This window comes from Eubacterium sp. AM05-23 (assembly GCF_003477535.1).
Lineage (GTDB): Bacteria > Bacillota > Clostridia > Eubacteriales > Eubacteriaceae > Eubacterium > Eubacterium maltosivorans.
Genome location: NZ_QUDF01000006.1, coordinates 118,096 through 131,490 on the forward strand (window position 1 = coordinate 118,096; position 13,395 = coordinate 131,490).

Annotated in this window: 15 protein-coding genes; 3 read left to right on the forward strand and 12 right to left on the reverse strand. The window is 47.5% G+C overall.

The window, feature by feature from the left end:
• Window positions 1-14 precede the first annotated feature (14 nt).
• On the reverse strand, window positions 15-539 hold the full coding sequence (locus DW091_RS09840; protein ID WP_074616516.1) for an FmdE family protein: 525 nt from the start codon (window positions 537-539) through the stop codon (window positions 15-17).
• Window positions 540-904: 365 nt separating this feature from the next.
• Between DW091_RS09840 and DW091_RS09845 the strand changes: the two genes are divergently transcribed.
• Entirely contained in the window at window positions 905-1,441 is a 537-nt protein-coding gene (locus DW091_RS09845) for an ECF transporter S component (RefSeq protein WP_118518057.1), read from the forward strand.
• Window positions 1,442-1,448: 7 nt separating this feature from the next.
• Window positions 1,449-2,033 (forward strand): class I SAM-dependent methyltransferase, encoded by a 585-nt coding sequence (locus tag DW091_RS09850; protein ID WP_096918749.1) that lies wholly within the window; start codon window positions 1,449-1,451, stop codon window positions 2,031-2,033.
• Between the two features lie 34 nt (window positions 2,034-2,067).
• Here the strand turns inward: DW091_RS09850 and DW091_RS09855 are convergent, their stop codons facing one another.
• The 3 genes from DW091_RS09855 to DW091_RS09860 form a co-directional block, all read right to left on the reverse strand.
• Window positions 2,068-2,406 carry a helix-turn-helix transcriptional regulator gene (locus DW091_RS09855; protein ID WP_074616462.1) on the reverse strand — a complete coding sequence of 113 codons (339 nt, stop codon included), beginning with the start codon at window positions 2,404-2,406 and terminating at the stop codon, window positions 2,068-2,070.
• Between the two features lie 256 nt (window positions 2,407-2,662).
• Window positions 2,663-2,821, reverse strand: coding sequence for a hypothetical protein (locus DW091_RS20130; RefSeq protein WP_158577865.1), 159 nt, complete (start codon window positions 2,819-2,821; stop codon window positions 2,663-2,665).
• Window positions 2,814-3,854 carry a uroporphyrinogen decarboxylase family protein gene (locus DW091_RS09860; protein ID WP_118518058.1) on the reverse strand — a complete coding sequence of 347 codons (1,041 nt, stop codon included), beginning with the start codon at window positions 3,852-3,854 and terminating at the stop codon, window positions 2,814-2,816. Before DW091_RS09860 ends, DW091_RS20130 begins: the two co-directional genes overlap by 8 nt.
• Window positions 3,855-4,130: 276 nt before the next feature.
• Here DW091_RS09860 and DW091_RS09865 point away from each other — a divergent pair, with 276 nt between their 5' ends.
• Window positions 4,131-4,754 (forward strand): GTP-binding protein, encoded by a 624-nt coding sequence (locus DW091_RS09865; RefSeq protein ID WP_118518059.1) that lies wholly within the window; start codon window positions 4,131-4,133, stop codon window positions 4,752-4,754.
• Here the strand turns inward: DW091_RS09865 and DW091_RS09870 are convergent.
• The 8 genes from DW091_RS09870 to DW091_RS09905 form a co-directional block, all read right to left on the reverse strand.
• Complete coding sequence (locus tag DW091_RS09870; protein WP_058696218.1) at window positions 4,715-5,458, reverse strand: putative ABC transporter permease; 744 nt, start codon at window positions 5,456-5,458, stop codon at window positions 4,715-4,717. The two genes, DW091_RS09865 and DW091_RS09870, sit on opposite strands and share 40 nt — an antisense overlap.
• Before the next feature lie 137 nt (window positions 5,459-5,595).
• Entirely contained in the window at window positions 5,596-7,935 is a 2,340-nt protein-coding gene (locus DW091_RS09875) for an ATP-binding protein (RefSeq protein WP_118518060.1), read from the reverse strand.
• A 162-nt stretch (window positions 7,936-8,097) separates the two neighbouring features.
• Window positions 8,098-9,183 carry a radical SAM protein gene (locus tag DW091_RS09880; protein WP_118518061.1) on the reverse strand — a complete coding sequence of 362 codons (1,086 nt, stop codon included), beginning with the start codon at window positions 9,181-9,183 and terminating at the stop codon, window positions 8,098-8,100.
• The gene (locus DW091_RS09885; RefSeq protein ID WP_158577866.1) at window positions 9,167-9,808 is read right to left on the reverse strand and encodes a TetR/AcrR family transcriptional regulator; all 642 of its coding nucleotides are present in this window, start codon (window positions 9,806-9,808) and stop codon (window positions 9,167-9,169) included. The genes DW091_RS09880 and DW091_RS09885 overlap by 17 nt, the downstream gene beginning before the upstream one ends.
• A gap of 84 nt (window positions 9,809-9,892) precedes the next feature.
• Window positions 9,893-10,636 carry an ABC transporter permease gene (locus DW091_RS09890; RefSeq protein WP_058696222.1) on the reverse strand — a complete coding sequence of 248 codons (744 nt, stop codon included), beginning with the start codon at window positions 10,634-10,636 and terminating at the stop codon, window positions 9,893-9,895.
• Window positions 10,623-11,351: an ABC transporter ATP-binding protein gene (locus DW091_RS09895; RefSeq protein ID WP_118518062.1), complete on the reverse strand. Its 729-nt coding sequence runs from the start codon at window positions 11,349-11,351 to the stop codon at window positions 10,623-10,625. The genes DW091_RS09890 and DW091_RS09895 overlap by 14 nt, the downstream gene beginning before the upstream one ends.
• Before the next feature lie 172 nt (window positions 11,352-11,523).
• A complete protein-coding gene (locus tag DW091_RS09900) occupies window positions 11,524-12,438 on the reverse strand; it encodes an AraC family transcriptional regulator (protein ID WP_058696224.1) in 915 nt (304 codons plus the stop codon).
• Window positions 12,439-12,507: 69 nt separating this feature from the next.
• A complete protein-coding gene (locus tag DW091_RS09905) occupies window positions 12,508-13,371 on the reverse strand; it encodes a S66 peptidase family protein (RefSeq protein ID WP_058696225.1) in 864 nt (287 codons plus the stop codon).
• Between the last annotated feature and the right edge of the window lie 24 nt (window positions 13,372-13,395).

Here is a 13,395-nt window from a genome sequence, read left to right on the forward strand (position 1 = left end):
TACTTTCCCCCTCTCTACCAGCCTCTGTTGTAAGGCTTAAAGCAGTCCTCACAGACTTTTTTGCCTTCCTGCAAATGCATTTTATGCTCTGGTGCGCCCTCTCCGCAGATGTCACAGTAAATAGTGCTGAAAATACGGGCTTTTTCCGGCAAATCGAAGTCCGGTACCGAAAACTCAAAAATTTTCTCCACCGGAGCATCCAGAAGATAGTACATGTAAGCTTCCCTGTCCATTTCATGGTTTTTAGGCTTCATACACATCCGTACCTTTTCCCCGGTTGTCCGGTTAAAAAACGAAAAGGCCTGCTTTCCAGTTCCGCGGTACAAAAGATTCCCTTTTCCTATCGTGCAGCTGAGAATAGCCTGAACCGCATCGACGCCGCAGGCGTCGTTCTCCGTTACACAGACAATTTCCTCGTCTTCAGACTGGCCGATCCCAAGCTTTAAAACAGCTGCCTCACTCGCTTTAACGCCAATGGCCAGTCCCGGACAGGCATGTCCGTGAAACGCCACTGCTTTTTTCCACAATTCTTGATTCATTTTTTCCTCCAGTTTTAATGGTTCTGTATAAACGCGCGCGTCAAACGCTACCATAGATTTATGAATCACATCATTCTCCAGAATGCCTGCTTCAAAAAACAAAAAACGGAAAACTCCACAGAGCTTTCCGCTATGTTCAGACTGGTTCATCCAGTCTTGTATATACATGTAATCCATTTACTTAAATCATACAGGATTGTCCGTTAATTGTCAAGCTGTGTTTTTTTATTTTTCACTTGCATTCTTTTCATTTTTATAATAGAATGAAAACAAATCAAATAAAGTGGACAACAAACCGGTAAGGTGGTGATTTCCTGAAGGAAATCTCTATTTTGCCGGTTTTTTGTTTTTCAGGAGGTAATATCATGAACCACTCACAAACTAAAAATCTTGTCGGCACAGCCCTCTGCATTGCACTTGGACTCATCCTTCCCCAGGTTTTTCACCTTATCGGCGCCGGTCCTGTTTTTCTTCCCATGCACATTCCTGTGCTGCTGTGCGGCCTGTGCTTCGGCTGGCCTTTTGGCCTGATCTGTGGGGTTGTCACACCGCTTCTTTCCTCTGTTGTGACTGGCATGCCGCCGCTCTTTCCCACCGGTACCGCCATGGTTTTTGAATTGGCCGCCTACGGAGCCTTATCTGGCCTTCTGTACCGAAAATTCCGACAAAATATCTATCTTTCACTTATTGCCGCCATGCTTGGCGGACGCGTAGTCTCTGGTCTCGCCTCAGCCATCTTTTACGGTGTGGCGGGCAAGGCCTATGGTCTCCAGATCTTTCTGACAGGCGCATTTGTCACAGGGCTTCCGGGAATTATCCTTCAGATTCTTATTGTTCCGGTTCTGGTCATTGTACTGGAAAAAAGCAGGGTTATTTCCAGCCCTGGACTCATGAAAGTGTAGGGCCTTTATGAATACCGAAGCAACAAAAAATTATTTTGACAATCTCGCGGAAAACTGGGATAACATGTGTCATCATGACGCGAAAAAAATCGACGCCATCATTACCCTTGCCCAGCTGCCTGAAAACAGCCGGATTCTGGATATCGCCACTGGAACAGGCGTATTGATCCCCCGTCTGCTGGAGACAAATCCCCAAAAGATCGTCGCCATCGATCTTTCAAAGCAGATGCTTTCTGTAGCGAGTAAAAAATATCCTGACACGCGAGTCCATTTCCAGGCTGCTGACTTCTATGGCTTTGAATCTGACGGCTTTGATTTTGCCATAGCTTACAGCGCTTATCCGCATTTTGAGAATAAATCACTTTTTTGTGGCCGGCTGTCAGCCTGTCTAAAATCCGGCGGCCGTTTTATGATTGCCCATAGCGAAAGCAAAGAAACCATCAACGGCCGGCATTCCGGACAAGCAGTCCGAAAGGTTTCGACCGGCCTCAGAGATGCGCAGTCCGAAAGCCAGATTTTTTCTTCTGCTTTCAATGTTGACATAACTGTCGATACCGCGGCTTTCTACATTCTTTCTGGAACAAAAAAATAAAAAAACCGGCGTAATCCGTTACGCCGGCACGTTCTTATTCAACTGGGTCGTGGCTCAGAAGATAGATCGTTAAAATTTCCTGAGCGAACTTGGCCTTCTCAGGCGAACAGCGTTCTAAAAGCTCCAGAAGCTCTGTATATTTGACGCCTTTGTATTCTTTTGGGCCGTACAAAATAGCATCCGAAGACATTTTCAAAACATCGCAGAACCGGTTCAGGCTCTTCAGCGAAAAGCCCTTTGTTCCGAGTTCAATATCTGCCAAAAAGGTTGGCGTAATTCCAATTTTACGGGCCAGCTCATCACGTGACATATTTAAAAATGTACGTTGCTTTCGAATCCGTTGGCCAATCTCTTTAGGATTGAGTTCTTTCATATGATTTCTCTCCCTTAATTTTAATTTTCCCTATAAATCATTATATACTCTCAACGGATCGTTTGCAAGCGTTTATTATTTATCATACTTTTATTTAATACAAAAATACAAATTTTTTTGATTTCATTCCCGGAAATAAAAAACGACTGCCCCTGGGCCGCCGCTTTTCATTGGGTATCCAATCTCTCTATCAAAATGAGTGCATCTGCTCCACCAGGCACTCGTTTCAACCCACTTTGTTGAATTATGAATCATTTTACTTACTTGTTTTTTTTATATTATAAACAATTTTTTTGAGAAATTCAATATTAAGTTCAAAAAATTTGATTTTCATTATGCCACTCTGTTGCTTTAATTGAATATCTTTACTTTCAATAAAAAAGCGGGCATAATGCCCGCTTTCAATTTTATTCATATTTACCATATGTCTTTGCAACTTCAACCATTGTTTTCGCATGCTCAAAATCCATCTGAGCCGGATATTCACAGCCGGTGGCCAATACAAAGCCCCCGTCCTTTTTATAAGCGTCAATCTGTTCTTTACATTGTTTAATCAGATCTTCCTTGCTGGTGACCATCAGCTCTCCCGGGTCAATATGGCCCAGCAGCGTAGTCTGGTGCCCATATTTTTCTTTGAGCTCTTCCATACTTTCGCAGTCATCCGGTAAATACAGGAAGGAGATCAACTCAGGGTGCATCCGCTTGATCTGAACATCGAAATAAATGCCGTCACCACAATTGTGGATCATTACCATCTTGCCTGCATCGTGTACCAGCTGAGCCAGTTCTTCGATATACGGCCCTTCAAAATCATCCCACATCTCCTTGCGCATGATGGTTTTTGAGGAGAAAAGGGTGTCAAACATAATCGCGTCTGCTCCGGCTTCGATTAATGCTTTACAATATTCTTTGAGTGTATCTGTAATGGTTCTGAGCGCCTTGTGTACTTTTTCGGGGTACATTATCAAATCCATAAACATATAGTCGTGTCCCCGAAGCATACCGAGAATCCCCAGCGGGCCAAAAACAAAAGCTACAATCGGTTTGGTTTCTCCTCTGGCGTCCACAAGTGTTTTCGTCATTCGGATCATCTCACTCATGCGCGGCGTTTCTCTTGGATTGATCACCGGCAGCGTTTCATAATCATTTTCAGATTTCAAAAAGAAATCATTGTGGTCCGGGCAGGCCGCCTGATCTTCGTAATAGATCATCTTCATACCCCAGTCAGCTGCTTCCACGGATAGGTCTACCAGCGTACAGATGCAGTCCACATCCAGCAGATCCGTCGCTTTGATAATGGATTCCGCGCATTTATCCGCATCCTTTGTCCATTCTTCATAATTACAGCCAATGGTTTGCCGCGACGCGCTGTTGATAAGGGGATAAACGGGCACATGGTCGGCTTCCTTATGCTGAAGGGTCAGCATCATTCTTTCTCTTGAATTCATTCTCACATTTCTCCTTGTTCTTTTGGGTTTTAAAAATAAAAGCTTTAATCCTTATGACATTATTATAAGCCTGGCGCTTTTTTAAGTATTGTTTTTAAACCGGTATTTTTGTAAAAAAGCAAGCGATTTCAAACACTCGGTCACCATACTTTTTTCAGAAAAACCACAATTTTTGTAATCTTTTATGCTTTTTTGCACTCTTTTAGCCGATTTTACTTAAAGCTTTTATTCATTTTCAAAATATGCTATTCTAAGCACAAAGAAAAGGAGAATACCATGAACACTTTACCGAAGCTTTTTCTTTTTTCAGGATTTCTGGGTTCAGGAAAAACGACCCTGCTGAACCGTACGGCCCGTTATCTGACTGAAAAAGGATATAAAATTGCCATGATCATCAACGAGGCTGGAGAAACCGGCGTGGATAACCTGTATATGAAGAAAAAGGGCTATGCGGTCAAGGAGCTTTTCGGCGGCTGTATCTGCTGTACACTGGCCAAAAATCTTAGAGAAATGGTTCTGGACTTAAATGAGCACTACAGCCTTGACGCCATTCTCATGGAGCCCTCTGGTACCGCCAGCCCAAAAGCCCTTTATAAACCCCTGTATCAGGCCGGCTATACGGAAGACTCTATCCATCACATCTCTATCCTCGACCCTCTGCGGATCGAAATGTTTCTCTCCATCCTGGAACCGCTTCTCGAGGAGTCTCTTCCTCTGGCGGAAGGCATCGTCCAAAATAAAATCGACGCCGCCACTCCTGAAATGTTAAGCTTTTCCGATGAAATAAGGAACCGTTTTAACAGGGCAGCCCCGGTGTACCGCATGAATTTACTGGAAGGGCTTTCCGATACCTATTGCAGTTATCTGGATGCGGTACTCTCAGCGGATACGCCCTCCTGAAGATCTGCCGGAAAAGACATATTCGGATAAACCCGCTTCATAAGCGGATCCGGATATTTCTGATCGATCAGAACTGCTACGGCGTTTGTCGCGGGCACGCCTTTTACTCTTTCAGACCATCTCGCCACCGCCAGGCCTGAAACCGTCATATTGACGATCATGAAAATTACCAATACCCAGGTCAGCCGGATACCGGGTTTTTTAGGGATTCGTTCAACGCCCTTTGACAGCAGGGGATAAAAAACCTGTATCCATAAAAGCCCAAGGGCTCCCCAGAAAAAAGCAAACATAAGATTTGTTCTGCCGTTTAGGTTCATAAAAGTGCCGCTGTATTCCCAGGACAGTGTCCCAAAGCTCATCTCCTGCACCAGGCTGCAGAGATATTCAACCCCGCCGCCCAGCAGCATACTACCTGAAAATATCCACACAGGCCCTTTTTGGGAAATCCGTTGAAGCCCCAGCGTCAGTGCCACAGCTCCACAGCCATATACCGGATTAAAAGGCCCGTAGAGAACACCGCTGCGGCTCTCGATACAGGATCGTGTCCAGTAACACCAGAGGGTTTCCACAACAACACCCAGAACGCACCCCAGCAGAAAAATCCAAAACAGCTTGTAAAAGCACAGTCCCTGGGCAAAGCCGCTCTTATCCGCCTCTTCCGAAGCGGTCCAATATCTAAAGGTTCTTTTTAATGTCTGGATCATTGTCTTGGCCTCCTTTGTTTTATAGCTTTATTGTACGCTCCAAAAATAAAGAAAGACCTACTCAATTTCTTAAGAATTATTAAATTAATGTTTAAGTAAAAAAAGCGCTGCTTGAAAGGCAGCGCTTTTTGAAAGGCTTATATGAATTTCCGTATTTCTCTAAGCACGACTTCCATTTCCAGCGGCTTCGCCAGATGGCCGTTCATCCCGGCTTCCCGGGTGGCCTTAATGTCTTCCGTAAAGGCATTGGCCGTCATGGCTAAAATCGGGATTGTAGCGGCGTCTGGCCGGTCCAGCTTCCGGATGGCCTTCGTGGCTTCCAGCCCGTCCATCACCGGCATCCGTACATCCATCAGGATCATATCGTAATAACCTTCAGACGAAATTGAAAAGCGGCGGACTGCACTTTCTCCATCCTCCTCAGCTTCAATATCAAACCCTTCCATCCCGAAAAGTATTTCAGCAATTTCCAGATTCAGCGGATTATCCTCTACAATTAAAAGCCGTTTCCCCACAAAGTCGCCTTTTGTTTTTTCCAGCTCGTCAGTCTTTTTCTTTTCGGAGGAAGCCTCCGGCCAGTTTCCCTCCTCCTGCACAAAGGGCAGTTCAACTGTAAATAAGCTTCCTTTGCCCGGTTCGCTGGAGATGGAAATGCTTCCGCCCATCAGATGCACAAGGTTACGGGTAATTGAAAGTCCCAGACCTGTTCCTTCCTGTCTCTTTTCTCCTGTGTTTCCATCCTGCTTAAAGGGTTCATATATATGCTCCAAAAATTCCTCAGACATACCAGTGCCGTTATCCTCAACTTCAAAACGCATCACGCTCTTTTTACCCTTTTTCCGGTCTTCATTAATCCGGAGGGTAATCTGGCCGCCATCGGGTGTGTACTTTACTGCGTTGCTGAGCAGGTTCATCAAAATCTGGTTAAGGCGCAGGCTGTCACCGTAATACTCTGACTCCATATGCGCGGGCACGAGCACGCTGAACCGCTGGCCCTTTTCTCTGGCCTGCTCGTCGATGATAGCTTCCAGCTCCTTGACAAGGCCACAAAGGTCAAAGGGCTCCCGGTTGATGGTCATTTTTCCGCTTTCAATCTTCGACATATCCAAAATATCATTGATTAAAGCAAGCAGAAAATTGGCTGAAGCCTGAATTTTATGAATACAGTCCTCTGTTTTTACAGTGTCGCCAATATTGGCCTCGGCAATGGAGGCCATACCAATAATGGCGTTCATCGGCGTCCGGATATCATGGGACATTCTGGAGAGGAAATCTGATTTTGCGTTGTTGGCCTGCTCAGCCAGATTCAAGGCATCCAGAAGCGCAGCGCGCTTCCGTTCCTCTTCCTTTCGGATATCGTCCATATCCCGGAAGGTCAGCACCACGGTTTGCTCTTCTACGGCCGCGCCTATTACCAAAACGCCAATCATCTCAGTCCATCGGTAAATCCCATCCGGCGACAGCCGCCGCAATTCCCGGACAATCACCCTTTCCCCGGCCGCCACGCTTTTTCGGATACTCTCGAGCGAGAAGGCTTCCCGGAACATTTCACGATCTTCAGGATGTATCAGGGCATTACAATACTCGATGTTCTGAGAATCAAAATCCCCCTGCACCGGGAACTCTGGAAAGGAATTGTCAAACTTTGCGGTTGTATAAGTGCCGTCCTCCAGATTCAGGATCATACACTCTCCAAAGAGCGTGGTAACACCCGCGTTAAAAGCCTCCCATTCCTTCTCCAGGCGTTTCCTGCTGTCAATCTGGGAAAGCATCAAAATTGCCTTTCCTTTGTCCGCGGCACTGCCGACGCGAAGCAGAAGCGTATTCATCCAGTGATATGTGCCATCCTTATCTTTTTGTCTGAGGTCAAGCTTTAGCTCACGCTTTCCGCCTCCAAAGGCTTTAAGAATGTTTTCGCGGCCAAAGGTTTCTCTCAAAGCCTTACTGTAGGAAGGATGTGTAGACCGGATTCCATACTCCAGCAGGTCATCATAGCAGCCATACTCTCCATCGGGAAACCAGCTGCTCTCATCGCAGCCGATGATCTCATAGGTATTCTGGCACAAATCCACAGAAATGATCAGTTCATAAACCCTGAGTGCCGCCGCTGCAAGGTAATCTCTTCTCTCCTCTGCCTTTCGCTCTGTTTCAGTTAAGATATGCGGTGTTACCGAGATCAGTACAGCCGGGATTTTGTCCTCCCACATCATTTTTGAAGCAGAAATGTCCACCACCTCACCAAAAGGGTCGTTATAATTGATAGTGCTGTTCTGCTCTTTGTCTTCAAGTCCCGGGAGCGGGCAGTTTGCACAGGTACCATTCCAGAGTTCATGGCAAACCGATCCAATTCTGGCGTCTGGTGTAACTTCTTTTACCCGGTCATTAAAATATAATATTCGATGGTTATCCTGACGAATCACATAGATCGCTGTTCCACTCAGGTTATTAAGAATGGCTTCAATGGTATTTTGTGTCATACTGCTTCCCTCCTTTTTAACGGGCCTTTTTAAAAAATTTTGTGCTTATTATGGTTTATTATACGCATAATATCAAAAATTGACAAGCAAGCAACGCTTTCTTAACACGACAAAAAATAAAGAAAGCAGGGGCTTCCAGGAAGCCGCTGCTTTCTTTTAAGCTTATTTTAAAAGAGCCTGAACCTTGGCCCGCTTCTGGAAAAGTGCACAGCCGCCGTCATGCTCGCCGCCTACCAGCGATTCCTGCTGCAGCCTGGCAAAAAACGGTGAGTCCAACACCTCCAGCAGAGTATGCTCTCTCAGGCTTCTGTCTGAATAAGGTGAAAATGGGCAGGCCTCCGCCGCACCATAAGCATTGATGTGGAAAAACCCCCGCCCGGCTGCCAGGCACCCACCCATATGCTTTTCATCTCCCGGGAATGAAAGAAAGACCATCCCCGGCATGCCTTCTCTCAGCACAGTTTGCCGCTGCTCTAAAACGGTCCGTTCGGCTTCTGAGGGCGCCAGCAGCTCGCTGCCCGCCTCCACCGGCACATACTCCACAAAAAAGGCAATCCTGCAGCCCTGGCGGTTGAGCATTCTGATAAAGGCGTCATCGGTAACGGCATGAAGGTTCCCGGTGGTAACAGTGATGGACACGCCAAAGAGGACCCCTCTTCTCCTGAGACGTTCCATAATCTCCTGAATCGCGCTGTACGTCCCATCGCCGCGGCGGGCGTCAGTCTGTGCTCTGTTGCCTTCAATGCTGATTACGGGGATTATATGCCGGTTTTTATCAAAAAAATCCGCCGTGTCCTCGTCAATCAACAGACCATTGGTAAAAACCGGGAAGACCATCTCCCTTGCACGGGCAGCCGCCTCCAGAACATCCCGCCGCATGAGCGGTTCACCTCCTGCCAGAAGGTTGAAGGAAACACCCAGCCCGGCGGCTTCCTCAAATATTTTCTGCCATTCCTCTGCGCTCAGCTCCCTTTCTTCGCCGGAGCCGCAGATACCGTTTGCCCGGGCATAACAGCCCTTGCAGTGAAGATTGCATCCGGTAGCAATGCTGGAGATCAGAAACGGCGGAATATGGCGACCCTGCTGCTCAGCTGCCTCACGTTTCTTCATGGCCCGCCTAAGCCTGTCCCGAAGCTTCAGAATAAAAACAGTCTCCCTTGGATTCTTAAGGGTTCCTCTCACAACGCCAGCCGCCAGCTTTTCAATGGCCCGGTTCATATAACAGGTAAGCTCACGATTCTGCTTCATGGCTTTTCTCCCGCACATCATAAAGCGCTGCAAACTGCCGGACATGTCTCTCCAGAGTCTGCATCACTGCTTTCATATCCGTAACCCCAGGCTCAAACTGGTTAAAGATCATATAGATTGGGCCGTGAAACTGCATTGCAGCCATTTGGGGATCTGCCCTGACAAAATAGCCGTTGTCAATCATCCAGGCAAATAGCTGAGCCTGATAGTCGAGAGCCCCGTCAATAAACATTTTCTGATAAATAGCCTGAACCTTTTCGTTGTTAAAACGCTCAATGGACAGCATCCTGAAAAACTTAAAAAAATAATCATCACAGAGATACTGCTCCACCGACACCAGCACCATATCAACCAAACCGTCAAGGGTCTTCATATAAGCCATATTCTCAATGACATTTCCCTCAAGATGTTCTGGCGAGGCAAACTGGCCGAAAAAGGCGTCCGCGCGGGCGTCATAGGTCTCCACAAGCTCGTCAAAAATAGCCTGCTTTCCCTTATAGTGATTGTAAATGGAGCTTTCCTTTATGCCGACGGCCCGGGCGATATCCCGAACGGATACGGCGCTGTAGCCTTTTGAACTGAACAGCGTCAGTGCTTCGCAGGCAATCCTTTCCTTGGTGTTCATCATTATTCTCCTCAATAAAAACTAACGATCGTTAGTCTTATTATATGCGAACGATCGTTAGTCTGTCAATAAATCTTAAGGATTTTATTCCCATCTGAAAAAACGGATGGATACAATAACGCAGATAACTGCCAGGATAACCATCACCGCAACCGGCACCGCGGCATTTTCGATGGGCAGCCCCAGCGCGGCGTTTTTCATGAGCTTTACGCCCTGGGTCAGAGGCATAATATCCGCTACGCGCTGCAGCGCTGAGGGCATAACCTCATAGGGGAGCGTCGCGCCGGAAAAAATCAGCATTGGAAAATACAAAACAGTACACAGCAGATTGGCGGTCTTGATATTTCCAGCCACGCTGGCTACCAGCATTCCCAGGCTGTAGATGGAGACTGTGACAAGCAGAAAAGACAAACCAAAGTAAAGGAGGGATCCCCCCTTCCACCCGCCGCCAAACATCCGGCAAATTCCATAAACCATAATCATGGCCACGAGGGCGTAAACAAAATTGACAATCATTTGCACAAAGAGCAGCATTCCCGGACTTACAGGCGTTACCTCGAAACGTTTAAGTATTTTACGGTGACGGTAATCTGCCAAAGCCAGGGGCAGCCCCATCAGGCCTGTGGCGCAAATGCCAATGCCTGAAAGCGCCCCGAAGGACTGTGCCATAAATGAGTACCCCGCTCCGTCAAAGGCAGGCTTTGCTCCGTAGATGACACCGATAATCACAGCCACAACAGCCGGCGAAAAAAGGCCGAAAAGCACCAAATTCATAGCTCTGACAGAAAGCTTGAGCTCGACCCAGAATAAACTTTTAAACGCGCGCATCTTCGTCTCCTCCCGTATACCAGAGATAAGCCTCCTCAAAGCAGCTTCGAGGACTTTTGGCTGTTATCTCCTCAATGGTTCCGCAGATCTGAGTCTCCCCCTTTTTCAGAATTAACGCCCGGTCACACAAAACTTCCACTTCATCCATAAAATGGGAAGTCAGCACAATGGTCAGCCCGCCCTTTTTCAATTCCTTCAGATAATGCCAGACCTCGCGGCGTGCCCGGGTATCCAGCCCTGTGGTCAGCTCATCCAGAAACACCAGCTCCGGGTTAGGAAGCAGGGCCAGCAGCACAGAGAGACGCTGACGCTCACCGCCGGACAGCTGGCTTACCTCCTGATTTTCAAGCCCCTGTATACCAAATACTTCAAGCAGCCGCCGCCAGTCTGCAGGCTGTCTGTAGAGAGCAGCCGTCATCCGGCAGACCTCATCCACCCGGATTTTATCCTGATAGCCTGTCTCCTGAAACTGGACGCCGACCTGTTCAAAAAGTATTTTTCTCCCTTCCGATGGGTTTATCCCCAAAATATCCACAGTTCCGGCACTTGCCTTCTTCACACCCAGCATGCACTCAATACTGGTGCTCTTTCCCGCGCCGTTTGGACCCAGAAGTCCAAAGACCTCTCCCCGGGCTACGCTCAGGCTCAGGCCGCTTACTACCTTTACATTTCCGTAGCTTTTGCTCAGGTTTTCCACCTGTAAAACCTTTTCCATTTTTGCACCTCCTTTTTATCTCTGCCAGAAAATTATACGTTACAGACGATAAAAAGACTTGACCGCATTTGCGAAAAAACAGAATTATCCACAAAAGTACTGAAAACCCTCCACATATCCACAGCCTTTCCCAATAAAAAAGCGGCCAAAGCCGCTTAATCTGATCATCTTCTCAAGTATCCATCGTTTTTACCGGACGGGCCTCAATGTATCCGCGGTATCCCTGGGGCTCCAGCTGGAAGCGCGGGCCATCGTTATCTGCCCACTCGAAACCGTAGAGTTCAGGCTCATAGCTGTCGATTACTGCCTCAATATCTTTGACAGCCTGATAAAACTTTTCATCCTCGAAAGGCTCTCCCTGAAAGACCATCATTTTGCAGGGAGGCAGCTCAATCAAATCGAAGCCCTCGGCCACCGGCCCGTCATAATCCACAGGAAGCTCTACCCCCTGTGCATAACGCCCTGTATCTGCAGGACGGAAACGCTCAGGCACCCACAGTCCCACTGGCTCGTACAAAGCCTCCTTAACACTGCACAGCACACCCCAGATATCACAGCCAGCCTCCTCGCAATAGGCAAAGTATTCCCCTGCCGATTTTGCCCACTTAACCATCAGCTTACGGGCAGGCCTTTCAATGACCTGGACAAAAACCGTATCGATTTGTTTTTCATAAATTTTCATGCGTTCTTCTCCCTCCTTCATGGTGAGATACCAGTCCTTTACCGGATCTGGCATAAACAGCCTGATCGGCGGAGGATTTTTGCTGTAGCGGCGGGGTGTAATGCCAAAAGCCCGTGAAAAAGCCCGTGTAAACCCCTCGTGGCTGTCAAAGACAAAATCCAGTGCCACATCCACCACCTTCACCTTTTCCTCATCCCGCAGCTTAAGGGCTGCCTGGCTCAGGCGCAGGGCCCGGATGTAGTCAAAGGGCGCCTTACCCGTCAGCTCCTTAAAAATTCTGGAGCAGTGGAAGGGCGAGTAACCCGCACAATCAGACAGCACTTTCAGTGTGATGGTTTCTGTCATATGATTTTCGATATAATCCTGCATCCTCTGGACTGCCAGCACTTTTTCTTCCCGTTTCATCAGCTCACCTCCGTTTTACCAGTATAGCCTTACTCCCCAGGAGATTCTTGACCGCATTTGCGAAAATTTTTAATCTGCTTTAAGTGTCAGCGGCATACCGATCACAATGGCTCTGGAATCCGGGCCGTGGCCGATTTCTCTGGTTTTGACAATGGGCATGGCCTCGTTGCGGACAACCTCCTTTATAATGTCTCCAATCTCAGGTTTTTCCTCCGCCTCCTCCATCTTTGTGAAGCTTCCCAGAATAATTCCGTTTATCTTGTCAAAAACCCCCATCTGGCGGTACTGGTTGAGCAGGGAGACCATCCGGTCTGCGCCACCGCTGTAGCTCTCCAGGAAAAGCAATTTTTCTGAAAAATCCGGCAAATAGGGAGTTCCTGCCAGCTTCAGAAAACAGCGGATATTGCCCCCAACCACTACGCCTTCCATACGGCTGCCCTGCAGAAATTCATAATCGAAGTCAAACAGGGCTCCTCCTTCCTGAAAAAGGGATTCCTTAAAACGGCTGAGCTGCTCGATTCGGAAATCATAGATCAGATTTCTGATCTGGTAAAGATAGCCTGGATGGCCGGTTTCTTTATAGATGGCATTGATCACAGCCGTCACATCACTATAGCCAAAAAAGGGCTTGGCATTGTCCTTAAGAACCTGGTAGTCCAGATATTCCAGTACCTCATTGGCGAGATCGCCACCCGACAGGTCAAAAATAGCTCTGATCGTATTGTCATTGTAAAAATCCATCAATGCTCTGGCCTTTTCCTGCGCCGTTCCGCTGAAAAAACGTGATTTCTCAAAAATGTAAGGACTGCAGACGGGGTTCAGGCCTGCCTGTCTCAGGGTTTCAAGTAATTTTTCCACATGCGTCCGGTTGGCCGCAGGCTGCGCGTTAGAACAGGCCACGATGCCAACTTTATCTCCGGCTTTCAGTTTCATTTGTGTTGCTCCCTTCGTCAGTAA